A 23,658-nucleotide genomic window follows, 5' to 3' on the forward strand; every position below is an offset into this window, starting at 1 on the left:
CCCTGGCGCCGACCGCGTCATCGCGCCTGCTCTGGGCAGTCTTCTCCGAGGCCTCGGCCCTGTCCTTAGCGGCCTTGGCCTTCGTCGCCTCCGACTCGGCGTTCCTGCGGTGGTCGGCGGCCTCGGCCTGCTTGGCGGCCGCTTGCGTCTTCTCCGCCTTGGCCGTCTTCTCCTCGGCCTCCGCCGCCAGCCGCTTGGCGTGCGCGTCGGCGGCGGCCGCCTTCGCGTCGCCCTCGGCCTTCACCGCGACGAGGAGCTTGGCCTCCGCGGTCTCCTTGTCGCTCCATGAGATCTGGGAAGGACTAGAGGTACGGCCCGCCCGTACGTCCGCCCGTGCGCGGGTCCTCGTCACCCTCGTGGCCGCCGACGCCCGGCGGCAACGCGCGGCGCATCTGCTCCAGCTGGGCCCGCGCGGCCATCTGCTGGGCGAACAGGGCGGTCTGGATCCCGTGGAAGAGGCCCTCCAGCCAGCCCACCAACTGGGCCTGCGCGATCCGCAGTTCGGCGTCGCTGGGAATCGCCTCGTCCGTGAACGGCAGGGACAGCCGCTCCAGTTCGTCGACGAGCTCGGGCGCCAGACCGTCCTCCAGCTCCTTCACCGAGCTGGCGTGGATCTCCTTCAGCCGGACCCGGCTCGCCTCGTCGAGAGGAGCCGCCCGCACCTCCTCCAGCAACTGCTTGATCATGCTGCCGATCCTCATGACCTTGGCGGGCTGCTCCACCATGTCCGTCACCGGAATCTCGCGGGAGTCGTCGTCACCGCCACCACCGAGAGCCATCCCGTCCTGGCCAACGACCAGGATCTGGGGGTTCTCCGGCGACCTTTCGTTCCTCGGCATCTCCATGTGGCCATTCTCTCCCACCTGGTCGCGCTGTCGGCCGGTGGGTCCTGCCCGGCTCCATCCGTCCGGGATGCCGGACAGACGGGTGCGTGTGAGGCTGGTCCCGTCGGACCCCGGTGACGGGTGAATCCCGATCGACGACTGGCGACTCCGCAGCGGGAGGGGGCCAACGACGTGACTCCATGGCTTCGCACCCTGCGTACCTGCGGCACCCTGCTCGCCCTCGCGGCTCCCGCGCTCGCCGCCTCCCCGCACGGCACGACACCGCCGTACGGCACCCCGCCCGTCCCGTCCGTCGCCCGCGCCTCCCGGCCCGCCCCCGACGCCTCCCGGGCCGGGAGCCCGGCGGGCGAGGGTCGGCAACGGCCGGGACGGCGGGAGTCCACGCCGCCCGACGAGTCGGCGTACGAGGAGACCGTTCCCGTCCCCGTACCCACCGCCGTCCCGGACGAGCCGGGGGGCGCCACCGCCCTGCCCGCCGCCGCGTCCGAGCCGGTCCTGCGGATACTGCCGCTCGGCGGCGGGCTGGTCCTGCTCGGCCTCGGCCTGGGTCTCGTCCTCCTGGCGCTGCGGCTGCGCGTACGGAGGACGTGACCGCGAGGACGTCCCGCTACGGGACCACCAGCAGCACCTTCCCCACGTGCCCGCTCTCCTCCACCACCCGGTGGGCCGCCGCCGCGTCGCTCATCGGGAACTCGCGGTCGACGACGGGCCGGACATGACCGGCGGCCAGCAGCGGCCAGACGTGTTCGCGTACGGCGGCCACGATCGCCGCCTTCTCGGCGAGCGGGCGCGCGCGCAGCGAGGTCGCGCTGATCGCGGCCCGCTTGGTGAGCAGCGCGCCGATGTTCAGTTCGGCCTTGACGCCGCCCTGCATCCCGATGATCGCGAGCCGTCCGTTGACGGCGAGGGCGCGGACGTTGCGGTCCAGGTACTTGGCGCCCATGTTGTCGAGGATGACGTCGGCGCCGGCGCCGCCGGTCGCCTGCTTCAGCTCCTCGACGAAGTCCTGCTCGCGGTAGTTGACGAGGATGTCGGCGCCCAGCTCGGCGCACTGGTCGAGCTTCTCCTTCGTGCCGGCCGTCACGGCGACCCTGGCACCGACCGCCTTGGCGAGCTGGATGGCCATGGTGCCGATACCGCTGGAGCCGCCGTGCACGAGAAGGGTCTCGCCGGGACGGAGGTGGGAGATCATGAAGACGTTCGACCAGACCGTGGAGACCACCTCGGGCAGCGCCGCCGCACGCTTCAGGTCGACGCCCTCGGGCACGGGCAGCAGCTGCCCGGCCGGGACGGCGACCTTCTGGGCGTAACCGCCGCCCGCGAGCAGCGCGCACACCTCGTCGCCGACGGACCAGCCGGACACTCCGGGCCCGATCTCGGCGATCCGGCCGGAGCACTCCAGGCCGGGGTACGGGGAGGCGCCGGGTGGCGGGTTGTAGAAGCCCTGGCGTTGCAGGATGTCGGCGCGGTTGACGGCACCGGCCACCACCTCGACCAGCACCTCGCCCTCACCGGGCACGGGATCGGGGACCTCGGCCCACACCAGCGCCTCGGGCCCTCCGGGTTCGGGAATCGTGATCGCATGCATGAGGGGACGCTACTCCCCGCCCCGAGGAAATCGGGGTGCGGTCCCGGCCCGACGGAGAGACCGTGGAGGGGCGTGCGGCCTCGGAGCGATGAGTTTCCGGTCGGCCGGCGGTCTCCCTCTGCGTCACCCCGTACGCGCAAGGACTCCGGAAGGACCCGACATGAGCCCAGAGGCAGCCAGGGCGGGCAGGGCGGCCGAGGCGCCCGACCTCGCGATCGAGACCGCGGGGCTGGTGAAGACGTTCGGTGAGACGCGGGCCGTCGACGGCGTCGACCTCGCCGTGCCCACCGGCACGGTCTACGGGGTCCTCGGACCGAACGGCGCCGGCAAGACGACCACCGTGAAGATGCTGGCCACCCTGCTCAGGCCGGACGGCGGCGAGGCGCACGTCTTCGGCCACGACGTGGTGCGCGAGGCGGACACGGTACGCGGCAGGGTGAGCCTCACCGGCCAGTACGCGTCCGTGGACGAGGACCTCACCGGCACCGAGAACCTGGTGCTGCTCGGCCGGCTCCTCGGCCACCACAAGCGGACCGCCCGTGAGCGCGCCGCCCAGCTCCTGGAGGCCTTCGGCCTCTCCGACGCGGCGGGCAAGCAGGTCAAGCACTACTCGGGCGGTATGCGACGCCGTATCGACATCGCCGCGTCCATCCTCAACACCCCCGACCTGCTCTTCCTCGACGAACCGACGACCGGCCTCGACCCCCGCAGCCGCAACCAGGTGTGGGACATCGTGCGCGCGGTGGTCGCCCAGGGCACGACGGTGCTGCTGACCACGCAGTATCTGGACGAGGCCGATCAGCTGGCGTCCCGGATCGCGGTCATCGACAGGGGCAAGGTGATCGCGGAGGGCACGAAGGGCGAGCTGAAGGCGTCCGTGGGCGCCGGGTCCGTCCATCTGCGGCTACGGGATCCGGCGCAGCGGCCCCAGGCGGAGGAGGTGCTGCGGCTCGCCCTCGACGCGACTGTGCAGCGCGAACCCGACCCGGTGGCTCTCACGGCCCGCGTCGGATCGTCCGCAGGGGACAACGCGGCCGAGCAGGCGGCCCGCGCGCTCGGTGAACTGGCCCGGCGCGGCATCACGGTCGACAACTTCTCCCTGGGGCAGCCCAGCCTGGACGAGGTGTTCCTCGCCCTCACCGGCCACGACACGGGGGCGGACTCCCCGACCGAGCCACCGGCCGACTCCACAGCCGACTCCACAGCCGGCTCCACCGAAGGCGAGGCGGCGGCATGAGCACCGCGACCACCAGCACCGAGAACAGGGAACTCGCGCCCGTCAGCGCCGAGTCGCTCGCCGCGCTGCTCGTCGCCAAGGACCGGCCGCCGCGCCCCAGCGCGCTCTCGGCGTCCCTCACCTTCGGCTGGCGCGCGATCCTCAAGATCAAGCACGTCCCCGAGCAGCTCTTCGACGTCACCGCCTTCCCGATCATGATGGTGCTGATGTACACGTACCTGTTCGGGGGCGCGCTGGCGGGCTCTCCGCGCGAGTACATCCAGTTCCTGCTGCCGGGCATCCTGGTGATGTCGGTCGTGATGATCACGATGTACACGGGTGTCTCGGTCAACACGGACATCGAGAAGGGCGTCTTCGACCGCTTCCGTACGCTGCCGATCTGGCGGCCGGCGGTGATGGTCGGCTATCTCCTCGGCGACGCCCTGCGCTACACCATGGCATCCGTCGTGATGCTGACGGTCGGCGTCATCCTCGGCTACCGCCCCGACGGCGGAGTGGTGGGCGTGGCCGCCGGCATCGCCCTCCTCCTGGTCTTCTCCTTCGCCTTCTCGTGGATCTGGACGATGTTCGGGCTGCTGCTGCGCACGGAGAAGTCGGTGATGGGCGTCAGCATGATGGTGATCTTCCCGCTGACGTTCCTGTCCAACGTCTTCGTCGACCCGAGCACCATGCCCGGCTGGCTCCAGGCCTTCGTCAACAACAGCCCGATCACCCATGTGTCGTCGGCGGTACGCGAGCTGATGGCCGGCGAGTGGCCGACCGCCGAGATCGCCTGGTCACTGGGGTGGGCGGGCCTGCTGGTGCTGGTCTTCGGCCCCGTCACGATGCGGCTCTACAACCGCAAGTGATGCGGACAGCGGGGGATCAGTTGTCGCGGATCGGACGGACGTCGGGCGCCACATGCGCGCCCGGCGTCGCCCGCACGATGGTGATGAGCCGGTCGGCCACCTGAAGCTCCCCGATGGCCGGATCGTCGTAACCCAGCACGCGATGCCCGCGTACGACGCTCACGACCAGGTCGTCCGTCTCACGCGGCCCCTTGCCGACCTCGGCCTTTATGACCGGCCGCTCGACGATGTCGAGCCCGCTGCCCTGCTGGATGAGGTCCTCCATGACCATGCCGGCGACAGGGCTCAGCACGGACAGCCCGAGCAGCCGTCCGGCCGCGCTCGCGCTCGTGATGACGGCGTCGGCGCCGGACTGCTTGAGCAGCGGCGCGTTCTCCTCCTCGCGCACGGCGACCACGATCTTCGCTTGGCGGTTGAGCTGCCGGGCCGTCAGGGTGACGAGCACGGCCGTGTCGTCGCGCTGGGTGGCGATGATGATCTGCCGCGCCTTCTGCACCTCGGCCCGCAGGAGTACGTCGCTGCGGGTGGCGTCGCCGACCACTCCGGCGTACCCCTCGGCGGTGGCGGCGTCCACGGCCTTGGAACTGGGGTCGACGACCACGACCTGTTCCTTCTTCAGCCCGGTGACACAGACGGTCTGTACGGCCGACCGCCCCTTCGTACCGAACCCGATGACCACGGTGTGCTCTCGCAAGGTCGCCCTCCAGCGGTTCTGCCGCCACTCCTCACGGGTGCGCTCCGTGAGGACTTCGAGAGTCGTGCCGACCAGGATGATCAGGAAGAGCACGCGCAGCGGTGTGATGACGAAGATGTTGGTGAACCGGGCGGCGTCACTGACAGGCGCGATGTCGCCGTATCCGGTGGTGGAGAGGGTGACGGTGGCGTAGTAGAAGGCGTCGAGGAGGCTCACGGAGCCGTCCGCGTTGTCGCTGTAGCCGTCGTGGTCGGCGTAGACGATGAGCGCCGTCCCGACCAGGACCAGCAGGGCCATGGCGACACGCTTGCCGACCTGTCGGATCGGCCGTTCCACCACGGTCCGGGGAAGTTTCACCCGATAGGTCACCAGATGCTCGTCCGCCTGGCGGGCGATGGCGTCATGGCCCGGCAGTTTCACGTGAAACATCCTCCCCTGGCACGGCGGCGGCCACCGTTGCGATCCGAATGTTTCACGTGAAACACACCCCGGCTTCGGTGGCCGCGGCCCAGGGCAGGTCGAGCAGTTCCAGTTCCTGACCGGCTCGCGCACCGCCCGGCGGTACGACCGCGAGAGCCTCGGCCGCCGCGATCCCGCGCAGCATGGCCGGCCCGTTGTAGTGCAGCGGCACGGCCCGTTCGTCGCGCAGGACGACGGGGACGAGCCGGGTGTCGTGCGGGTGCCCGTGCACCTCGTCTTTGAGGGGCAGCGTGTACGGCTCGGGCGCCGCCCGTCCGGCGAGGGTCCGCAGCAGGGGCTCCGCGAGGGTGAGCAGCCCGGAGACGGCGGCCAGCGGGTTGCCGGGCAGCCCGACCAGGTGCTGGTTCTCCTTCAGCCGGGCCAGCAGCATCGGGTGTCCGGGGCGCACCTGGACGCCGTGCACCAACAGCTCGGCGCCGAGACGGAGCAGGGTGGGGTGGACGTGGTCGACGGGCCCGGCCGCGGTGCCGCCGGTGGTGACGACGATCTCGGCGGGGGAGTTCTTCAGGGCTTCGTAGAGCGCCTCGGCGTCGTCCCCGAGCCGGCGTACGGCGATGACGTCGGCGCCGAGCGAGCGCAGCCAGGGCGGCAGCATCGGGCCGAGGGCGTCCCGGATCAGCCCGTCGTGCGGCAGTCCCTCGGTGAGCAACTCGTCGCCCAGGACGAGTACTTCGGCCCGGGGACGGGGAATCACGGCGAGGGTGTCGTATCCGGCGGCTGCCGCGAGACCGAGCACCGCGGGGGTCACGAAGGTGCCGGTGGGCAGCAGCTGGTCGCCGGCACGGCACTCCTGGCCGCGCGGCCGGATGTCCTGGCCGTGGCTCATGGTGGGGGTCCCCCCGCTCGAGCGAAGCCGAGATTGAGGGAGGGTGGCGTGCAGCCGGCCGTTGTCGTCGGTGCGGCCGTGCTCGCTGCGCAGTACGGCGGTCGTGTCGCGGGGGATGCGGGCGCCCGTCGCGATCCGTACCGCGTCGCCGTCGGTAAGCGGTTCGGGCTGTGCCTGTCCGGCGAGGACACCGGCCTCGCGCACGTCCCAGGGGCCGGGGCCCGCCACCGCCCAGCCGTCCATCGCGGACGTGTCGAAGGAGGGGAGGTCGGTGAGGGCCGCGAGCGGGGCGGCGAGGACCAGACCGAGGGCGGCTTCGAGGGGGACGGAGACGGGCGCCGAGGCGGCACGGGGGACCCGTCGGGCAGCACGCTCGGCGATGGCACGGGCCTGGGGCCAGGGGGTGGCCCGGGGGCGCTCCGGGGCGGGGTCGGGCCTCGGGGCGGGGTCCCCGCCGGTTGGGGCGGGGCGCGGCTGGTCGGCCTCCACGTCGTAGACACCGTCCCCTGCGGTGGCCGGCACTTCGGCACCTCCGGGGGTGGGTCCCACGCCCTGCTTACGGCCGCTGTTGCCTTCGTTCACGAGGGCGAGCGCCTCCTCGGCGCCGAGGTCGTCCAGGTCGCTGCGGGCGGTCATCCGGCATCCGGGCTGTCGGGGGCCTCGGCCGCAGCCGGCCCGGCGTCGGCCGCCGCTGCCTCGTCGGCCCAGCGCAGTGCGAGGGCGACAGCCTTGCGGGTGGCCTCTGCGACCGCTTCGGGGCCTCCCCCGGCCCGGCCCGCCGCGTATCCGACGAGGAACGTCGTCAGCGGGGCGGCCGGCCTGGCCACTCCGTGCGCGGCGTCACGGGCGAGGTCCAGGAGGAGGTTGGTGTCGACGTCCAGGTCGATGCCCAGTTCGTCCTTGGCTGCGGAAATCCATTCGTCCAACACGTGCCCATGCTCCCTGATGCGTGCTCTGGCGGCGGCGATGTCTTCCCAGGTGTCGCAGTCGAAGGACGCGACGGGGTCCACGACACGGGTGAGGTCGAGCGCGGCGGTCAGCCGGCGCAGCGGCAGGCCGGTGAGGCCGCCGTGTTCGAGGGTGAGCGCGTCCAGCTCCCGGCGCAGCGCGGACGCCCGGTACGCGGCCACGAGCGGCTGGTCCCGGCCGCCGGTGTCGGTGAGCAGCGCACCCTCGGCGCCGCTCGTCCGCAGGGCGCCGAGGAGCCGCCGTACCGTCGCCGGTTCGAGGAACGGGAGATCGGCGGAGAGTACGACGACGTGCTCGGCCCCGGTGTGGCGCAGGCCCGCGTCGAGCGCGGCGACGGGTCCGCCGCCCGGCGGGTCCTCGTGGGCCCAGGTCACGGGCCGTGCGGTGGGCCGGGGACCGGCCACGACCACGGTGGTGCCGGCGTCCGCGCAGGCGGCGAGCACCCGGTCGAGCAGCGCCCGTCCGCCCACCCGCACGCCGGGTTTGTCGGCGCCGCCGAGCCGCCGGGCGGCCCCGCCCGCGAGCACCACGGCGTCGTAGCCGTCGGCGCCGGGGGTCCCTGAGGGCTGGGGCTCGTAGGCGGTCACCCTCCGAGTATGCGGGCCGTCGTCGATCACGGGGAACGTACGCGCACGGCCCTGATCACAGTGTGCGCAGCAACACCGCCGGTTGTTCGACGCAGTCCGCCACATAGCGCAGGAAACCGCCCGCCGTACCGCCGTCGCACACCCGGTGGTCGAAGGTGAACGACAGCTGGACGACCTGACGCACCGCCAGTTCCCCCTCGTGCACCCATGGCTTGGGGATGATCCGGCCGACGCCGAGCATGGCTGCCTCGGGGTGGTTGATGATCGGCGTGGAGCCGTCGACGCCGAACACGCCGTAGTTGTTCAACGTGAAGGTCCCGCCGGTCAGTTCGGCCGGTGTGAGGGTGCCGGTGCGGGCGGCCTCGGTCAGCCGTGCGATCTCGGCGCTCAGCTCCTCGGCGTTCCTGGTGTGGGCGTCCCGGACGACGGGGACGACGAGTCCGCGTTCGGTCTGCGCGGCGAAGCCGAGGTGGACGCGGTCGAGCCGGACGATCTCCCTGGCCTCCAGGTCGACCGTGGAATTCAGGTCGGGGTACCGGGCGAGGGCGGCGGTGCAGATCCGGGCGAGCAGGGCGAGGAGGGAGATCTTCGGGCCCCCGCCCCCGGGGGTCTGGGGGTGTCCCCCAGAAAAACGCTGCATCCGCACGCGCGCGTGCATCAGTTCCGTCGCGTCGGCGTCCACCCAGCAGGTCGCGTCCGGTATCTCGCGCCGGCTGCGGGAGAGCTTGTCCGCGACGGCACCGCGGATGCCCTTGAGGGGGACGCGTGTGCCCTCGGTGGTGACGGGGGCGGGGTGCGCCGCGGGCACCGGAACCGTGTCCGGGGCCGCCGCCGGGGACTCGGTTCGTGCGGCGCCGTTGTGCAGGGCGCGCTCCACGTCGGCGCGCAGGATCAGTCCGTCGGGTCCGGAGCCCGCCAACTCCCGCAGATCCAGGCCGTTCTCGCGGGCGAGCCTGCGGACGAGCGGGGAGATGACCGGCACGGGACCGTCCACCGGAGCAGAGGCGGGGGCGGGGGCCGGGGCCTGTACGGATGCGTCCCTCAGGGCCTGCGGGGCGGCGGGCGCCTCCTGGTCCCGCCGTACCCTCCGGCGCCGGGCGGGCGCCTCGGACGTGCCGTATCCCACGAGCACGTTCCCGGAGCCCTCCGCCGCGTCACCGGCGGGGTCGGGGTGGGACGGTGTCCCGACCGCGACCGTCACCAGGGGTGAGCCGACGGGCAGTTCGGTGCCCTCCTCGCCGAAGCGGGCGGTGACGACACCCCCGTAGGGGCACGGCACGTCGACCATCGCCTTGGCCGTCTCGACCTCGACGACCGGCTGGTCGACGGCGACGACCTCGCCGACCTCGACCAGCCAGCGCACGATAAGCGCCTCGGTGAGTCCCTCGCCGAGGTCGGGGAGCCTGAACTCCAGTACCTGTGCCATCAGCGTTCCGCCTCCCACTGCAGCCGTCCCACAGCGTCCAGGACACGGTCGACGCCGGGCAGGTGGTGCCGCTCCAGCATCGGCGGCGGGTACGGGATGTCGAACCCGGCGACACGCAGCACCGGCGCCTCCAGGTGGTGGAAGCAGCGCTCCGTGACGCGGGCCGCGATCTCCCCGCCGGGGCCACCGAAGCCGCCCGACTCGTGGACGACCAGGGCGCGCCCGGTCCGCCGCACCGAGGCGCACACCGTCTCGTCGTCGAACGGGACCAGGGAACGCAGGTCGACGACCTCCAGGTCCCAGCCCTCCGCTTCCGCCGCCTTCGCCGCCTCCAGGCAGACCGGAAGGGACGGCCCGTACGTGATGAGTGTGGCGCTGCGGCCCGGGCGCCGCACCACCGCGCGTCCGATCGGTTCAACGGCCGACGGCTCGTCCGGGTTCCAGGAGTCCTTCGACCAGTACAGGCGCTTGGGCTCCAGGAAGACCACCGGGTCGTCGGAGGCGATGGCCGCCCGCAGCAGGCCGTACGCGTCGGCGACTGTGGCGGGCGTGACGACATGGAGGCCCGGGGTCGCCATGTAGTACGCCTCGGAGGAGTCGCTGTGGTGTTCGACGCCGCCGATGCCGCCGCCGTAGGGCACCCGGACGGTGATCGGCAGGGGCATCGCCCCGCGGGTGCGGTTGCGCATCCGGGAGACGTGCGAGATCAGCTGCTCGAACGCGGGGTACGCGAACGCGTCGAACTGCATCTCCACGACCGGGCGCAGACCGTACATGGCCATGCCGACGGCCGCCCCGAGGATGCCCGCCTCGGCCAGCGGGGTGTCCGTGCAGCGGTCCTCGCCGAACTCCTTGGCGAGCCCGTCGGTGACCCGGAAGACCCCGCCGAGGGTGCCGACGTCCTCACCCATGACGTGCACGGTGGGGTCGGTGGCCATGGCGTCGCGCATCGCGCGCGTGAGGGCCTGCGCCATGGTGGCCGGTTTGAGGGCGACGGTGGTCATCAGTGCGTCCCCTCCGCCTCGGCGTCGAGCTCGGCCCGCAACTGGGCCCGCTGCTCGCGCAGTTGCGGGGTGGGCTCGGCGTACACCTGGGCGAACAGGTCCATGGGGTCGAGCGCCGGGTCCTGGTTCATCCGGGCGCGCAGGTCGGCGGCGAGTGTCTCGGCGTCGTCGCGCGCCGCCCTGATGCCGTCCTCGTCGAGGAGCCCGCGCGCGGTGAGCTCCCGTTCCAGAAGGTCGATCGGGTCGTGCTCGCGCCAGGCGGTGACCTCGGAGTCGGCCCGATAGCGCTTGTCGTCGTCGGCGTTGGTGTGCGCCTCCACGCGGTAGGTCACCGCCTCGACGAGCGTGGGACCACCACCCGCGCGCGCGTGGCGTACGGCCTCGCTCAGCACGTCGTACATGGCGACCGCGTCGTTGCCGTCGACCAGCCGGCCCGGCATCCCGTAGCCCACCGCCTTGTGGGCCAGCGACGGGGCGGCGGTCTGCTTGGCGAGCGGTACCGAGATCGCGAAGCCGTTGTTCTGGACCAGGAAGACCACCGGCGCCTGCCACACGGCGGCGAAGTTCAGCGCCTCGTGGAAGTCGCCCTCACTGGTGCCGCCGTCGCCGACCATGGCCAGCGCGACCACGTCGTCGCCCTTGAGGCGGGCGGCGTGCGCGAGCCCCACGGCGTGCGGCAGCTGCGTCGCCAGCGGGGTGCACAGGGGCGCCACCCGGTGCTCACGCGGGTTGTACCCGGTGTGCCAGTCACCGCGCAGCAGCGTCAGCGCCTGTACGGGGTCCACGCCCCGGGCGACCACGGCGAGCGTGTCCCGATAGCTGGGGAAGAGCCAGTCGCGGTCCTCCAGGACGAGCGCGGCGGCCACCTCACAGGCCTCCTGGCCGACGCTGGAGGGATACACCGCGAGCCGGCCCTGCTTGGTGAGGGCGGTGGCCTGCGCGTTGTACCGGCGCCCGCGCACCAACTGCGCGTACAGCCGGCGCAGCAGCCTGGCATCCGCCTGCGCCGCCGCCTCGGTGCCGAGGACGCGGTACGGCGCCGCGTCGGGCAGCAGCGGCGCGGGGTCGGTACGGGGCTGCCAGGCGGGCGGCGGCGTGGGCCGGTATGCGCCCCGCTGCTCCATGACCGTCATGACGGCACCTCCTCGTGGGAGACGGCTCCGGGCGCGCCACGGATGTGACTCGCCTCACCTACCGATTGTTCGGTCGTCGGCACATTTTGGCTACAGGCACCGCCAGGCTGTGGACAAACGGTTCTCCACAGCCTGAGATGGACGCAGTACGTCCATGAAAGGGAAGCGGGGGGACATGGCACCTGAACAAATGGCCGAACGCCAGGAAGGCGGCGGCACCCCGCCGCCCCCGCGCCCGCTGGACGCCATTGATCAGGACATCCTGCAGATGCTCCAGGCGGACGGCCGCGCCTCGATCCGTTCCGTGGCCGAACACGTCCACGTCTCGCGGGCCAACGCCTACGCGCGCATCAACCGCCTCATCGAGGACGGCGTGATCCGTGGCTTCGGCGCCCGCGTGGACCACGAGCGCGCCGGACAGGGCACCTCGGCGTACATCACCCTGAAGATCGTCCAGAACTCCTGGCGCACGGTCCGCGAGCAGCTGAGACAGCTCCCCGGCGCCGACCACATCGCCCTGGTGGGCGGCGACTTCGACGTACTCCTGCTGGTCCACACCCCCGACAACAAGGCGCTGCGCGAACTGGTGCTGATGCGCCTGCAGGCGATCCCGGAGGTGCTCAGCACACGCACCCTGCTGGTGTTCGAGGCCGAGGACCTGGAACCGCAGACCTGAGTAACCCCTTCAAGGGCGCTCACGCCGGGTGGCGCAGCCCCCCGAAGACCAGCCGCGCCACCGCGTCGGCGACCTCCCGCTCACCCATGCCACGCCCGTCCGGCCGGTACCACTCGACGACCGAGTTGATCATCCCGAAGACGAGCCTGGTCGCGAGGCGCACCTCCACGTCACCGCGTATGTCGCCCTCGGCGGCGGCCGCCTTGAGCAGCTCGGCCACCCGGTGGTCGAAGTCGCGGCGCCGTTCCAGGGCCCAGCGCTCGGTGCCGGTGTTGCCGCGCACCCGCAGCAGCAGCGTCACGTACGGCAGTTCGGCGATGAGCACCTCCACCATGCGCCGTACGACGTACTCCAGGCGCCCGGCGGCGGGCCCCACGCGCGCGTGCTCCTCGTCGAGGATCCCGAAGAGCCCGTCCAGCGCCCGGCTGACGGCCAGCCGCAGCAGCTCCTCCTTGCCGGTGACGTGGTGGTAGATCGACGACTTGGAGATGCCCGCCGCCTTGGAGAGGTGCTCCATCGAGGTGCCGTCGTAGCCGCGCTCGATGAACACCTGGACGGCGACCTGGAGAAGCGTCTGCGGGGTGTACGTGTCGCGCTTGGCGGTGGTCATGGGGTGCCCTCCCGCTTGTCGGTGGCGTACGCGTGGCGGTAGAGCGCGAGGGACGGCGCGTACCGTCCGCTCGGGTCGCGCTGGTGCAGTTCGTCGAGGATCTCGTGCGCCCAGCTCCGGCCGAGCCGGCGGCTCCACTCGAACGGTCCCAGCGGGTAGTTGACCCCGAGGCGCATCGCCGTGTCGACGTCCTCCTCGGTGGCGACGCCCTTGGCGACGGCGTCGTGCGCGAGGTCGACGATCCGGGCCACCGTACGGGCGACGATCATGCCGGGGGCGTCCCCGAGGACGCTGACGGCCTTGCCGAGTGCCTGGAAGAGACCGATGGCCTCGGAGAGGGTCTGCGGCTGGGTGTCCTGGGAGGCGGACAGGGCCATCCGGGTGGCCCGGCGGTAGTCGAGGGCGAGGTCGAAGTAGACGACGTCCCGGAACTCGACGCTTGTCTGCCCGTCGGCGAGGACCAGCTGACCGCCGCTGGGCAGCACCAGCCGGGTGCCGTGGTCCTCCTCGTCCTCACGGACGGGAATGCCCGCCTCACGGATCAGCGCGAGGAGGTCGGCCGCGGGGCCCAGGTCGCCCTCGGCGACGACGTACGCGGGCGGCTGGGCCTGTTCCGCGGTGTGCGGTTCGGCGCGCTCGGCGTCGGCCCCGTACTCGTACCAGCCCTGCCCGGTCTTCCGGCCGAGCCGGCCCGACTCGACGAGCCGGCGCTGGGCGAGTGAGGGTGTGAACCGCACGTCGTGGAAGAAGGCCTGCCACACGGAGTGGGTGACGGCCTCGTTGACGTCCTGCCCGATCAGGTCGGTCAGTTCGAACGCGCCCATCATGAACCCGCCGCAGTCGCGCAGCACCGCGTCGATGGTGGCGGGGTCGGCGGACTGGGCCTCGTACGCCGCGAAGGCCTCCGCGTAGAAGGGCCGGGCGAGACGGTTGACGATGAACCCGGGGGTGTCGGCGCAGGCGACCGGCGTCTTTCCCCAGGCGCGGGCCATCTCGTACGCGCGCGTGGCCGACGTGACGTCGGTGGCGAACCCGGAGACGACCTCCACAAGGGGCAGCAGCGGCGCCGGGTTGAAGAAGTGCAGCCCCACGAACCGGCCGGGGTTGCGCAGGGCGCCCCCGATGGCGGTGACGGACAGGGAGGAGGTGTTGGTGGCGAGCAGACAGTCGTCGTCGACCACGTCCTCCAGGGCGTGCATCAACTCCTGCTTCACGTCGAGGCGTTCGAGGACGGCCTCCACGACGAGGGAGCAGTCGGCGAGTTCGGCGAGGTTCCCGGCGGCGTGCAGCCGGCCCCGGGCGGTGTCCCGGTCGGCCGCCGTCATCCGGTCCTTCTCGACGAGCCGGTCGAGCCGCGCGCCGATCGCGTCGGCGGCGTCCTGGGCCCGCCCCGGCGCGGCGTCGAACAGCCGTACGTGATGACCGGCGACCAGCGCGACCTGGGCGATGCCCTGGCCCATGGTGCCGGTGCCGACGACGGCCACGGGGCTGCTGAGGTCGAGTGCAGTCATGTGCGCGATCCTCCCGCACGGGGTTGTCCACAGATGCGGCGGACCCCCTTGTCCCGACCGATCGTTCGGTTACTCTAGCTCTGTCGTGCCTTTTCTGCCCAGGTCATGAGCTCAACGAAGTGCTCTTGAGACGAGGAGTTGGTCCCCTGATGGCCGCCGAACTCACCGCGCACCAGCTGATCGCCCAGCACCGGCCCACCCTCGACCAGGCGCTGGAAGCGATCCGCACGCGCGCGTACTGGTCCCCGCACCCCGAACACCCCAAGGCGTACGGGGAGGACGGCAGCCTGGACCTGGCCGCCGGAAAGGCCGCCTTCGACGCCGTCCTGAACACCCGCCTCGACCTGGACCAGCCCGGCACGGACGACTGGGTGGGCGGCGAGGTGTCCCCGTACGGCATCGCGCTCGGCGTCACCTACCCGCACGCGGACGTCGACGTGCTGCTGCCCGCCATGAAGGCCGGTCAGGGCGCCTGGCGCGACGCGGGCGCGGAGGTCCGCGCGATGGTCTGCCTGGAGATCCTGAAGCGGATCAGCGGCCGGACGCACGAGTTCGCGCACGCGGTCATGCACACCAGCGGCCAGGCCTTCATGATGGCGTTCCAGGCGGGCGGCCCGCACGCCCAGGACCGCGGCCTGGAAGCGGTGGCCTACGCCTACGCGGAGCAGGTCCGCACCCCCGGCACCGCGGAGTGGTCCAAGCCCCAGGGCAAGCGCGATCCGCTGGCCCTCACGAAGGAGTTCACGCCGGTCCCGCGTGGCATCGCCCTCCTCGTCGGCTGCAACACCTTCCCCACGTGGAACGGCTACCCGGGCCTCTTCGCCTCCCTGGCCACGGGCAACGCGGTCCTCGTGAAGCCCCACCCGCGCGCGGTACTGCCGCTCGCCCTGAGCGTCTCCGTCGCGCGCGAGGTGCTGACGGAGGCCGGCTTCGACCCGAACCTGGTGGCGCTGGCGGCCGAGCGGCCCGGCGAGGGCATCGCCAAGACCCTGGCGACCCGCCCTGAGATCCGCATCATCGACTACACGGGCTCGACGTCGTTCGGCGACTGGCTGGAGGCCAACGCCCGCCAGGCGCAGGTCTACACGGAGAAGGCCGGCGTCAACACGGTGATCGTGGAGTCGACCGACAACTACAAGGGCATGCTGTCGAACCTCGCCTTCGCCCTCTCCCTGTACAGCGGCCAGATGTGCACCACCCCGCAGAACCTCCTCATCCCCCGTGACGGCATCCGTACGGAGGAGGGCCACAAGTCGTACGACGAGGTGGTCACCGGTCTCGCCGCCGCGGTGGGCGGGCTCCTGGGCGACGACGCGCGTGCGAACGGGCTGCTGGGCGCGATCGTCAACCCCGATGTGAAGGCCCGTCTGGAGGCGGCGGCCGGGCTCGGCGAGGTCGCCCTGGCCTCACGGGAGATCGTGAACCCGGACTTCCCCGAAGCGGTGGTCCGTACGCCCGTCCTCGTGAAGCTGGACGGCGCACGGAAGTACTGGGACGGGGCGGACTCCGACGCCGCCTACATGAGCGAGTGCTTCGGGCCGGTCTCCTTCGCCGTCGCGGTCGACTCGGCGGCGGACGCCGTGGACCTGCTGCGGCGGACGATCCGCGACAAGGGCGCGATGACGGTCGGCGCGTACACGACCGACCCTGAGTTCGAACAGGGCATCCAGGAGGCATGCCTGGAGGAGTGCGCCCAGCTGTCGCTGAACCTGACCGGCGGGGTGTACGTCAACCAGACGGCCGCCTTCTCCGACTTCCACGGCTCGGGCGGCAACCCTGCGGCGAACGCGGCGCTGTGCGACGGCGCGTTCGTGGCGAACCGCTTCCGGGTGGTCGAGGTCCGCCGCCAGGCCTAGAAGCAGGCTCAGAGGGTCCCGTCACCGGTGACGCTCCAGTGGTACAGCGTCATGGCCACGCTGGTCGCGAGGTTGTAGCTGGACACCTGGGGACGCATCGGGAGCGACACCAGGTGGTCGGCCCGCGCGCGTAGCTCGGGCGACAGCCCGCTGCGCTCGGAGCCGAAGGCGAGGACGGCGTCGTCCGGGAGCTTCAGCCCCCGGATGTCGTCGCCCTCCGGGTCGAGCGCGAACACCGGCCCGGCCGGCAGTTCGGCCACGGCGAGGCGCTCCACGGCGGTCGCGAAGTGCAGCCCCGCCCCGGCGCGTACGACGGTGGGGTGCCAGGGGTCGAGCGTCCCGGTGGTGACGACCCCGGTCGCGCCGAACCCGGCGGCGAGCCTGATCACGGCCCCGGCGTTCCCGAGGTTGCGCGGGTTGTCGAGGACGACGACGGGCGCGGTCCGGGGCGAGCGCGCGACCGCCTCCAGGTTGCCCTCGCGGGAGGGCCGTACGGCGAGGGCGGCCACCGCGGTGGGGTGCGGACGCGGCACGAGAGAGGTGTACGTCGCCTCCGGGACCTCGGTCAGGAGGGCGTCCAGGGTGTCCCGTACGTCCGGAGCCAGCTGGCCGGCGAGTTCCAGGGTCGCCCGCCGGTCGGTGGTCACGGCCAGCGGGATCCGCGCGCCGAAGCGGACGGCGTGCTTGAGGGCGTGGAAGCCGTCGAGCAGGACGCAAGCGCCGGCGAGCCGGTGCCAGTCGCCCACCGGATCATCCGCCGACTTCGTCGCCTTGTCCGTCATGCCGTGAAGCCTACGTGCGGTGGTTCCGCCGTCTCGTCCGCCGCAGTCTCGTCGGCCGCCCTGGCCGTGCGCCGGCCCGGCGCGAAGCGTCCGTCGCCCGGCAGCCGGGCGAGCAGCCGCACGCGCGCGCGTGCCGCCCCGTCCCCGAGGCGTCGCAGGAACGAGGTCGGCAGGAACACGGCGTCCGCGGCGATCATCGCGAGCGAGAAGAAGGGCAGCCCGAGGACGACGGCGATCACGGCGTGCTCGGTCATCATCACGGCCAGCAGGACGTTCTTGACGCGCCGGTTGAAGAGCGTGAACGGGAAGGCGACCTGCACGGCCACCGTCCCGTACGTCACCAGCATCACCATCGTGCCGCTCGACGACATCAGGTCGGAGAGCGCCGGCCACGGGGAGAAGTAGTCGAGGTGGAGCGGGTAGTAGACGGCGGTGCCGTCCTGCCAGCGCGAGCCCTGGATCTTGTACCAGCCGGCCGTCGCGTAGATCAGACAGGCCTCGGCCATGATCACGAAGAGGGCCGCGTTGTGCACGACGTTGCCGACGATGTCGAGGAGCATCCGCGGCTCGCCGCCCCGCTCCCGGCGCGCCACGGCCCACCACACGGCCTGCGCCAGCCACATGCCCCAGAGGATCACCGGGACCATCGGGTCACCGTCGAGCTTTCCGGCCACCGTACCGGCGACGAGGAACACCCCGAGGACGGCCCAGAGGACCGGGCCCGCGCGGTCGGGTGGGGCATCGAAGAGCACGCGCGCGCGTGCCTTGCGGGCACGCCGGGCGTCCAGGGACCACACCAGCCCGCAGCGCGTGAACACCAGGTAGAGGGACATGAGGTGCAGGACGTTGTCGCCGCCGTCACCGACGAAGATGCTGCGGTTCTGGAGCGAGAGCACGCCGACCATGAAGAGCACGGAGAGGGTGCGGGTGCGCCAGCCGAGCAGGAGAAGGAGACCGGTGAGCACGGCGAGCGCGTAGACGAGCTCGAACCAGACGTCGCTGCCGGACCACATGAGCACGGTGAACGCGCCGTTGTCCGCGATGAGCTGCTGGGCGAGGTCCCAGCTCCAGGGGCCGTCGGGGCCGTACAGCTCCTGCCGGTGCGGGAACTCGCGCAGCAGGAACAGCAGCCAGGTCGCCGAGAAACCGATCCGGACGACGGCGGTCTGGTAGGGACCCAGCGCGGTCTCGGTGACCCGGCCGATGCCCCGGGACAGCGAGCGCGAGGCAGCGGGGACGAGGCGGGTCATGAGCCGTCCGCCTTCGTCTTGGCGGCCGGGCCCGCCGCCTCGGCGGGCGCCTCGTCGTCGGGGACGGTCCACCAGGGCAGTACGCGGTACGTGGGCTTGTCGGGCACCTGTTCCTGGCTCCACTCGGGCGGTCGGACGTTGGTACTGCGGGAGCGGACCTGGACCCGGTCGATCGTGCCGCCGGGCCCGGCGGCGTCCTCACGGTCCAGGCGCAGGACGACGATGCGGCGCATATACCGCTCGGCCAGGACGCCGTGCAGGCCCGAGGGACGGTTCTGCGCGTCGTGCGAGGCGAGCAGGAAGTCCCAGGCCCGGCGCAGCTCGTTCTGCTGGGTGTGGCTCGGCAGCAGGTTGCCGTCGATGGCCCTGCCGTCCAGTGCGGAGAGGTCGTACCAGCCGGTCGTCCGGGCCCCGCCGTCCGCCGTACGGACATCGGCTCGGACCTCGACCGCGACGTTCTGCTGCAGCGGGTTGGGGGCGAAGAGCTTCCAGTTCTGCTCGAACTCCGGGTAGATCCAGTCGTCGATCGCCCGGGAGTGCTCCTTCGAGACCGTGTTCGAGGGCGCGACGTGCAGAAAGACCATGCCGAGGTGGACACACGCGGCAACAGCGACGACCGCGACGGCCAGGGCGGCGCCGATCTGGTACGGCAGCGAGAGAGCCGCCAGCGCCGTGCGGGGAGCTTCCCCGGAGGCGAGGTGAGATGCGGCGCCCTCGTCCGGCGGCCCGGCCCCGGGCGGTGGCTGGGGGCCGTCGGACGGAGGCCCCTCCGCCTCGCCGGGCTCGTCGCGCCCGTGCCCGGCGTCCGGGCCTGCCTCGTACGCGTCCATTCCGCCCCGTCTCCCGATACCCGGTCCCACCGCACCCGCCGGCCCACGCGCACCACGACACGGCATGCGCACGGGCACGGTACTCAGGCCCACCCGCCCAGCACAGCCCCCTCCGCACACCCGTGCGACCGATGGACAGTGCCCGCACGGCCCGTCCCAGAAGTTGTCCACAGCCGTTGACACCCTACGGCCCACCCCGGACGATCGACTCGGACAAACCGAACGATCGGTCGCTGCCGCACACCCTCCCGGCCTCACCCGTTCCCTTCTTCTAGAACCTGTTCTATCTTGACGCCCCGTCAGGTAACCCCCGTCAGATCACCCGCCCCCCCTTGCCGAGAGGACAGCACCGTGGACTTCAGGTTCAGTGAGGAGCAGCAGGCGGCGGTCGAGGCGGCCCGAGCGGTGTTCGGCGGGGTCGCGCCGGACACGGTGCCCAGTCCGTCACTCGTCCCGGGGGCCGTCGCGGACGACTTCGACCGGGCACTGTGGGCGAGCCTCGCCGGCGCGGATCTGCTGAGCCTCCTGCTCACCGAGGAGTTCGGCGGGGCCGGTCTCGACGCCATCGCCCTGTGCCTCGTCCTGCGCGAGTCCGCGAAGGTACTGGCCAGGGTGCCCCTGCTGGAGAACTGCGCCGCGGCCGCGGCCGTACAGGCGTACGGGAGCGGGGAGTTGCGGGACGAGGTACTGCGCCGCACCGGGACCGGCGAACTCGTGCTCTCCGTCGCCGCGCACGGCCGTACCGGCCACGACCCCGCCGAACTCGCCGTGACCGCGAGCCGGGACGGCGACCTCTGGGTGCTCGACGGGATACAGACGGCGGTGCCCTGGGCGCACAACGCCGACTTCGTCCTCGTCCCCGCGCGCACGAGCGCCGACCGGACCGTCCTCGCCCTCGTCCCCCGCGCCCCCGAAGGCGTCCCGCTCGACGGCGTCCACCTCGCCGAGCAGATATCCACCGCCGGAGAGCGACTCGGCGAACTGCGCCTGGACTCCGTGCGGCTGCCCGGCCGGTACGTCCTCGACGCCGACGGCGCCTGGCCGTGGCTGCGCGATCTCCTGACCGTCGGCACCTGCGCGCAGACGCTCGGACTGGGGACCGCGGTACTGGGCATGACCAGCGACTACACCGGCAAGCGAGTGCAGTTCGGGCATCCCCTGGCAACGTTCCAGGCCGTCGCCGTCCAGGCCGCCGACCGGTACATCGACCTGCGCGCGATGGAGGCCACGCTGTGGCAGGCCGCGTGGCGCATCAGCACGGGGGCCGGAGGCGCGCTGCCCGTCTCCGGGGACGTGGCCGTCGCCAAGATCTGGGCCTCGGAAGGCGTACGGAGGGTCGTACAGACCGCGCAGCACCTGCACGGCGGCTTCGGCGCCGACACCGACTATCCGCTGCACCGGTACCACGCCTGGGCCAAACACCTGGAACTGTCGCTCGGCCCCGCCGCCGCCCACGAGGAGATGCTGGGAGACCTGCTCGCGGCCCACCAACTGGCCTGAAACGACCCCGGGGCCGTCAGGCGCGGGGATTCAGGCGACGAAGCCCGGCGCACCCTCGTCCGTGACGACCGGGCGGCCCGCCGCCTCCCACACCTGCATACCGCCGTCGACGTTCACCGCGTCGATGCCCTGCTGGACCAGATAGTTCGTCACCTGGGCCGACCGGCCACCAGAACGGCAGATCACATTGACCCGGCCGTCCTGCGGCGCCGCCTCGGTCACCTCGCCGTAGCGGGCGACGAACTCACTCATCGGGACGTGCAACGCCCCCTCGGCGTGCCCCGCCTGCCACTCCTCGTCCTCACGGACGTCCAGCAGGAAGTCGCCGTCCTTGAGGTCCGCGACCTCGACCGTGGGCACACCAGATCCAAAACGCATGCCCCGACGATACCCAGGTCACCGACCGAGCAACGCCGCGAGCTCCGCCTCACGCTGCGACACCTGAGCCAGCAACTGCTCGGCGATCTCCTCCAGGAGACGGTCCGGGTCGTCCGGAGCGAGCTTCAGCATCGCGCCGATCGCCCCCTCCTCCAGCTCACGGGCGACCAGCGTGAGCAGCTCCTTGCGCTGGGAAAGCCACTCCAGGCGGGCGTACAGCTCCTCGCTGTGACTCGGCCGCCACTCCTCGGGCACCGGCCCGGCCGCCCACTCCTCGGCCAGCTCCCGCAGCAGCACCTCGTCACCCCGCCCGTAGGCACTGTTGACCCGGGCGATGAACTCGTCGCGCCGCGCCCGCTCACCCTCGTCCTGCGCCAGGTCCGGGTGGGCCTTGCGGACCAGCTCGCGGTACAGCTTGCGGGCCTCGTCGCTCGGGCGGACCCGCTGCGGAGGCCGCACCGGCTGCTCGGTGAGCATCGCCGCCGCCTCCGGGAACAGCCCCTCCGAGTCCATCCAGCCGTGGAACAGCTCCTCGACACCCGGCATCGGCATGACCCGCGCCCGCGCCTCCTGCGCCGCTCGCACATCCTCGGGATCACCGCTGCGCGCGGCCTTCGCCTCGGCGATCTCCGCGTCCAGCTCGTCGAGGCGGGCGTACATCGGACCGAGCTTCTGATGGTGCAGCCGCGAGAAGTTCTCGACCTCGATACGGAAGGTCTCGACCGCGATCTCGTACTCGATGAGTGCCTGCTCCGCGACCCGCACGGCCCGCTCCAGCCGCTCCTCGGGCCGCGGCCCCTCAGCCGCGCCGGACGGCGCCTGCGCGTCAGGGCGCTCCCGCGGCCCTTCGGCGTCGGGCGCGGACGAGGACTGCTCAGCTTCCGGGGTCGTCACCCGCCCAAGCCTAGGCCACGGCTCACCCGCCCGGCCAAGGTCACCGGACCGAGCCCGAAACAGCCCCCGCAACCGTCACACCCCGTACCCTTCACCCCCGTCTTCGACCATCACACGCCCATCTCCGCGTCGATCCTCCCCGCCCGCACCGCCGCCACCAGAACCGCGTGGTCCGCCTCCGTACGGTCGGCATAAGCCGTCGCGAACGTCGCCATCGCCTCGTCCAGCTCGTCGCTCTTGCCGCAGTACCCGGTGATCAGCCGGGGGTCGGCACTGTGGGCGTGGGCACGCGCCAGGAGAGCGCCCGTCATCCGGCCGTAGTCGTCGATCTGGTCGGCGGACAGGGCCGCCGGGTCGACGCTGCCCTTGCGGTTGCGGAACTGCCGTACCTGGAAAGGCAGCCCGTCGACCGTCGTCCAGCCCAGAAGAACGTCGCTGACGACCTGCATGCTCTTCTGCCCGAGCACCACCCGGCGCCCCTCGTGCACCGCACCCGCCGCCTCCACCGGGTCGAAGCCGGCGGTCACCAGATGCGGGACCAGCGCCGAGGGACGGGCCTCCTTCACCTGCAGGACGAGACACTCGCCCTTATGGTCCAGGAGCAGCACGACATACGACCGCGCACCCACACTGCCCGTGCCGACGACGCGGAACGCCACATCGTGCACCGAGTGACGGGCCAGCAGCGGAAGACGGTCCTCCGACAGCGTGCTCACGTACTCCTCCAGCGACGCCGCCACCGCCGCGGCCTCCGCGTCCGGCACCCCCCGCAGCACCGGCGGAGCGTCCACGAAGCGCCGCCCGCCGTCCTCGGTGACCTCCGTCGACCTGGCCGCGAAACGCCCACTGGTGTTGCCCCGCGCCTTCTCGGAGACCCGCTCCAGCGTGCCGGCCAGATCATGGGCATCGGTGTGGGAGACCAGCTCCTCGTCCGCGATCGCGTTCCACGCGTCCAGCACCGACAGCTTCGCGAGCAGCCGCATCGTCCGGCGGTACGCGCCGACAGCGCCGTGCGCCGCCTGCCGGCAGGTGCCCTCGTCCGCGCCCGCCTCCCGGCCCGCGAGCACCAGCGAGGCGGCGAGCCGCTTGAGGTCCCACTCCCAGGGCCCCTGGACGGTCTCGTCGAAGTCGTTCAGATCCATGACCAGGCCGCCGCGCGCGTCACCGTACAGACCGAAGTTGCCCGCGTGGGCGTCACCGCAGATCTGCGCCCGGATCCTGGTCATCGGGGTACGGGCCAGGTCGTACGCCATCAGCCCCGCCGAACCGCGCAGAAAGGCGAACGGGGTGGCCGCCATCCTGCCCACCCTTATCGGGGTCAGCCCGGGGATACGACCGCGGTTGGACTCCCTGACCGCCGCCTCCGCGTCCGGACGGCCACCGTCCGCGCCGGCGTCGAAGGAGGCGTGCGCGCTGCGCGGCACCTCCCGCCGCAACGCCTTGCCCTCCTCCTTGGGGGAGCCCTCCGACTGCCACTGGGCGAACCCGCGCACCTGGGGAAGCTCGCGCACCCGGCTCCGCGCCACCGTGGCCCCCGCCGACCCCGTACCGACCTCGGTCATCGCGACCGCCTCCCCCGCTCCGCTCGCCACCGACAACATCAACTCGCGACGACCGTACAACCACAGACCACATCAGGTCAGACCCTGTGGATAAGTCGGGCACCGCCGCGGAACCCACCGCGATGAGAGAGACCTCACATCTCCGCGACAGCGAGGACGAGACGCACAGGGA

The 23,658-nt window shown here is 72.1% G+C and carries 23 protein-coding genes; 6 read left to right on the forward strand and 17 right to left on the reverse strand.

Going from position 1 to position 23,658, the window contains the following annotated elements; genetic code table 11:
- A partial coding sequence (locus tag STRTUCAR8_RS36685; RefSeq protein ID WP_241784716.1) for a hypothetical protein occupies nucleotides 1-352 on the reverse strand: 352 nt, incomplete at its 3' end.
- Nucleotides 303-845 (reverse strand): bacterial proteasome activator family protein, encoded by a 543-nt coding sequence (locus STRTUCAR8_RS36690; protein ID WP_006381368.1) that lies wholly within the window; start codon nucleotides 843-845, stop codon nucleotides 303-305. The genes STRTUCAR8_RS36685 and STRTUCAR8_RS36690, both read right to left, overlap by 50 nt.
- A gap of 171 nt (nucleotides 846-1,016) precedes the next feature.
- Here STRTUCAR8_RS36690 and STRTUCAR8_RS36695 point away from each other — a divergent pair, with 171 nt between their 5' ends.
- Nucleotides 1,017-1,436: a hypothetical protein gene (locus STRTUCAR8_RS36695; RefSeq protein WP_048818878.1), complete on the forward strand. Its 420-nt coding sequence runs from the start codon at nucleotides 1,017-1,019 to the stop codon at nucleotides 1,434-1,436.
- A gap of 16 nt (nucleotides 1,437-1,452) precedes the next feature.
- Here the strand turns inward: STRTUCAR8_RS36695 and STRTUCAR8_RS36700 are convergent, their stop codons facing one another.
- Nucleotides 1,453-2,433, reverse strand: a complete 981-nt coding sequence (locus STRTUCAR8_RS36700; protein WP_006381382.1) for an NAD(P)H-quinone oxidoreductase — start codon at nucleotides 2,431-2,433, stop codon at nucleotides 1,453-1,455.
- Between the two features lie 160 nt (nucleotides 2,434-2,593).
- Between STRTUCAR8_RS36700 and STRTUCAR8_RS36705 the strand changes: the two genes are divergently transcribed.
- Entirely contained in the window at nucleotides 2,594-3,670 is a 1,077-nt protein-coding gene (locus STRTUCAR8_RS36705) for an ATP-binding cassette domain-containing protein (protein WP_006381372.1), read from the forward strand.
- On the forward strand, nucleotides 3,667-4,518 hold the full coding sequence (locus tag STRTUCAR8_RS36710) for an ABC transporter permease (RefSeq protein WP_006381364.1): 852 nt from the start codon (nucleotides 3,667-3,669) through the stop codon (nucleotides 4,516-4,518). The genes STRTUCAR8_RS36705 and STRTUCAR8_RS36710 overlap by 4 nt, the downstream gene beginning before the upstream one ends.
- 16 nt (nucleotides 4,519-4,534) lie before the next feature.
- On the opposite strand, the gene STRTUCAR8_RS36715 is transcribed toward STRTUCAR8_RS36710, so the two are convergent.
- From STRTUCAR8_RS36715 to pdhA, 6 genes are read right to left on the reverse strand one after another with little or no spacing between them, the layout of a single operon-like run.
- Nucleotides 4,535-5,641, reverse strand: a complete 1,107-nt coding sequence (locus STRTUCAR8_RS36715; protein WP_179200617.1) for a potassium channel family protein — start codon at nucleotides 5,639-5,641, stop codon at nucleotides 4,535-4,537.
- Between the two features lie 43 nt (nucleotides 5,642-5,684).
- Nucleotides 5,685-7,154 (reverse strand): molybdopterin molybdotransferase MoeA, encoded by a 1,470-nt coding sequence (locus tag STRTUCAR8_RS36720; RefSeq protein WP_006381361.1) that lies wholly within the window; start codon nucleotides 7,152-7,154, stop codon nucleotides 5,685-5,687.
- Entirely contained in the window at nucleotides 7,151-8,074 is a 924-nt protein-coding gene (locus STRTUCAR8_RS36725; RefSeq protein WP_006381383.1) for an NTP transferase domain-containing protein, read from the reverse strand. Before STRTUCAR8_RS36725 ends, STRTUCAR8_RS36720 begins: the two co-directional genes overlap by 4 nt.
- A 55-nt stretch (nucleotides 8,075-8,129) precedes the next feature.
- Nucleotides 8,130-9,500, reverse strand: a complete 1,371-nt coding sequence (locus tag STRTUCAR8_RS36730) for a dihydrolipoamide acetyltransferase family protein (protein ID WP_006381386.1) — start codon at nucleotides 9,498-9,500, stop codon at nucleotides 8,130-8,132.
- Nucleotides 9,500-10,504, reverse strand: coding sequence for an alpha-ketoacid dehydrogenase subunit beta (locus STRTUCAR8_RS36735; RefSeq protein ID WP_006381371.1), 1,005 nt, complete (start codon nucleotides 10,502-10,504; stop codon nucleotides 9,500-9,502). Before STRTUCAR8_RS36735 ends, STRTUCAR8_RS36730 begins: the two co-directional genes overlap by 1 nt.
- On the reverse strand, nucleotides 10,504-11,637 hold the full coding sequence (gene pdhA / locus STRTUCAR8_RS36740; RefSeq protein ID WP_006381367.1) for a pyruvate dehydrogenase (acetyl-transferring) E1 component subunit alpha: 1,134 nt from the start codon (nucleotides 11,635-11,637) through the stop codon (nucleotides 10,504-10,506). Before pdhA ends, STRTUCAR8_RS36735 begins: the two co-directional genes overlap by 1 nt.
- Nucleotides 11,638-11,812: 175 nt before the next feature.
- On the opposite strand from pdhA, the gene STRTUCAR8_RS36745 reads away from it, so the two are divergent.
- Complete coding sequence (locus tag STRTUCAR8_RS36745; protein ID WP_006381362.1) at nucleotides 11,813-12,313, forward strand: Lrp/AsnC family transcriptional regulator; 501 nt, start codon at nucleotides 11,813-11,815, stop codon at nucleotides 12,311-12,313.
- Between the two features lie 19 nt (nucleotides 12,314-12,332).
- Here the strand turns inward: STRTUCAR8_RS36745 and STRTUCAR8_RS36750 are convergent, their stop codons facing one another.
- Nucleotides 12,333-12,923, reverse strand: a complete 591-nt coding sequence (locus STRTUCAR8_RS36750; RefSeq protein WP_006381374.1) for a TetR/AcrR family transcriptional regulator — start codon at nucleotides 12,921-12,923, stop codon at nucleotides 12,333-12,335.
- Entirely contained in the window at nucleotides 12,920-14,434 is a 1,515-nt protein-coding gene (locus STRTUCAR8_RS36755) for a 3-hydroxyacyl-CoA dehydrogenase (RefSeq protein WP_006381360.1), read from the reverse strand. The genes STRTUCAR8_RS36750 and STRTUCAR8_RS36755 overlap by 4 nt, the downstream gene beginning before the upstream one ends.
- Before the next feature lie 149 nt (nucleotides 14,435-14,583).
- On the opposite strand from STRTUCAR8_RS36755, the gene paaN reads away from it, so the two are divergent.
- Nucleotides 14,584-16,290: a phenylacetic acid degradation protein PaaN gene (gene paaN / locus STRTUCAR8_RS36760; protein WP_006381378.1), complete on the forward strand. Its 1,707-nt coding sequence runs from the start codon at nucleotides 14,584-14,586 to the stop codon at nucleotides 16,288-16,290.
- Nucleotides 16,291-16,298: 8 nt separating this feature from the next.
- Here paaN and STRTUCAR8_RS36765 read toward each other — a convergent pair whose 3' ends face one another.
- From STRTUCAR8_RS36765 to STRTUCAR8_RS36775, 3 genes are read right to left on the reverse strand one after another with little or no spacing between them, the layout of a single operon-like run.
- Nucleotides 16,299-17,072 carry a TrmH family RNA methyltransferase gene (locus STRTUCAR8_RS36765; protein WP_006381381.1) on the reverse strand — a complete coding sequence of 258 codons (774 nt, stop codon included), beginning with the start codon at nucleotides 17,070-17,072 and terminating at the stop codon, nucleotides 16,299-16,301.
- A complete protein-coding gene (locus STRTUCAR8_RS36770) occupies nucleotides 17,069-18,322 on the reverse strand; it encodes an HTTM domain-containing protein (protein ID WP_006381387.1) in 1,254 nt (417 codons plus the stop codon). The genes STRTUCAR8_RS36765 and STRTUCAR8_RS36770 overlap by 4 nt, the downstream gene beginning before the upstream one ends.
- Nucleotides 18,319-19,152, reverse strand: a complete 834-nt coding sequence (locus tag STRTUCAR8_RS36775) for a DUF5819 family protein (protein ID WP_006381375.1) — start codon at nucleotides 19,150-19,152, stop codon at nucleotides 18,319-18,321. Before STRTUCAR8_RS36775 ends, STRTUCAR8_RS36770 begins: the two co-directional genes overlap by 4 nt.
- Nucleotides 19,153-19,503: 351 nt before the next feature.
- Here STRTUCAR8_RS36775 and STRTUCAR8_RS36780 point away from each other — a divergent pair, with 351 nt between their 5' ends.
- A complete protein-coding gene (locus STRTUCAR8_RS36780; RefSeq protein ID WP_006381363.1) occupies nucleotides 19,504-20,652 on the forward strand; it encodes an acyl-CoA dehydrogenase family protein in 1,149 nt (382 codons plus the stop codon).
- Between the two features lie 30 nt (nucleotides 20,653-20,682).
- Here STRTUCAR8_RS36780 and STRTUCAR8_RS36785 read toward each other — a convergent pair whose 3' ends face one another.
- The 3 genes from STRTUCAR8_RS36785 to STRTUCAR8_RS36795 form a co-directional block, all read right to left on the reverse strand.
- Complete coding sequence (locus STRTUCAR8_RS36785; RefSeq protein WP_006381366.1) at nucleotides 20,683-21,012, reverse strand: rhodanese-like domain-containing protein; 330 nt, start codon at nucleotides 21,010-21,012, stop codon at nucleotides 20,683-20,685.
- A 36-nt stretch (nucleotides 21,013-21,048) separates the two neighbouring features.
- A complete protein-coding gene (locus STRTUCAR8_RS36790) occupies nucleotides 21,049-21,924 on the reverse strand; it encodes a J domain-containing protein (protein ID WP_006381380.1) in 876 nt (291 codons plus the stop codon).
- Between the two features lie 110 nt (nucleotides 21,925-22,034).
- On the reverse strand, nucleotides 22,035-23,486 hold the full coding sequence (locus tag STRTUCAR8_RS36795) for a DUF2252 domain-containing protein (RefSeq protein ID WP_044473521.1): 1,452 nt from the start codon (nucleotides 23,484-23,486) through the stop codon (nucleotides 22,035-22,037).
- Nucleotides 23,487-23,658: the final 172 nt, after the last annotated feature.

The organism is Streptomyces turgidiscabies Car8, from assembly GCF_000331005.1.
Taxonomy (GTDB): Bacteria; Actinomycetota; Actinomycetes; order Streptomycetales; family Streptomycetaceae; genus Streptomyces; species Streptomyces turgidiscabies.

What these genes read in the sequence shown, in the direction of transcription:
- STRTUCAR8_RS36765 (WP_006381381.1), bottom strand. Translation starts at nt 17,072, where the DNA reads ATGACGGACAAGGCGACGAAGTCGGCGGATGATCCGGTGGGCGACTGG.
- pdhA (WP_006381367.1), bottom strand. Translation starts at nt 11,637, where the DNA reads ATGACGGTCATGGAGCAGCGGGGCGCATACCGGCCCACGCCGCCGCCC.
- STRTUCAR8_RS36720 (WP_006381361.1), bottom strand. Translation starts at nt 7,154, where the DNA reads ATGACCGCCCGCAGCGACCTGGACGACCTCGGCGCCGAGGAGGCGCTC.
- STRTUCAR8_RS36715 (WP_179200617.1), bottom strand. Translation starts at nt 5,641, where the DNA reads ATGTTTCACGTGAAACTGCCGGGCCATGACGCCATCGCCCGCCAGGCG.
- STRTUCAR8_RS36775 (WP_006381375.1), bottom strand. Translation starts at nt 19,152, where the DNA reads ATGGACGCGTACGAGGCAGGCCCGGACGCCGGGCACGGGCGCGACGAG.
- STRTUCAR8_RS36750 (WP_006381374.1), bottom strand. Translation starts at nt 12,923, where the DNA reads ATGACCACCGCCAAGCGCGACACGTACACCCCGCAGACGCTTCTCCAG.
- STRTUCAR8_RS36755 (WP_006381360.1), bottom strand. Translation starts at nt 14,434, where the DNA reads ATGACTGCACTCGACCTCAGCAGCCCCGTGGCCGTCGTCGGCACCGGC.
- STRTUCAR8_RS36730 (WP_006381386.1), bottom strand. Translation starts at nt 9,500, where the DNA reads ATGGCACAGGTACTGGAGTTCAGGCTCCCCGACCTCGGCGAGGGACTC.
- STRTUCAR8_RS36770 (WP_006381387.1), bottom strand. Translation starts at nt 18,322, where the DNA reads ATGACCCGCCTCGTCCCCGCTGCCTCGCGCTCGCTGTCCCGGGGCATC.
- STRTUCAR8_RS36690 (WP_006381368.1), bottom strand. Translation starts at nt 845, where the DNA reads ATGGAGATGCCGAGGAACGAAAGGTCGCCGGAGAACCCCCAGATCCTG.
- STRTUCAR8_RS36795 (WP_044473521.1), bottom strand. Translation starts at nt 23,486, where the DNA reads ATGACCGAGGTCGGTACGGGGTCGGCGGGGGCCACGGTGGCGCGGAGC.
- STRTUCAR8_RS36735 (WP_006381371.1), bottom strand. Translation starts at nt 10,504, where the DNA reads ATGACCACCGTCGCCCTCAAACCGGCCACCATGGCGCAGGCCCTCACG.
- paaN (WP_006381378.1), top strand. Translation starts at nt 14,584, where the DNA reads ATGGCCGCCGAACTCACCGCGCACCAGCTGATCGCCCAGCACCGGCCC.
- STRTUCAR8_RS36705 (WP_006381372.1), top strand. Translation starts at nt 2,594, where the DNA reads ATGAGCCCAGAGGCAGCCAGGGCGGGCAGGGCGGCCGAGGCGCCCGAC.
- STRTUCAR8_RS36710 (WP_006381364.1), top strand. Translation starts at nt 3,667, where the DNA reads ATGAGCACCGCGACCACCAGCACCGAGAACAGGGAACTCGCGCCCGTC.
- STRTUCAR8_RS36745 (WP_006381362.1), top strand. Translation starts at nt 11,813, where the DNA reads ATGGCACCTGAACAAATGGCCGAACGCCAGGAAGGCGGCGGCACCCCG.
- STRTUCAR8_RS36700 (WP_006381382.1), bottom strand. Translation starts at nt 2,433, where the DNA reads ATGCATGCGATCACGATTCCCGAACCCGGAGGGCCCGAGGCGCTGGTG.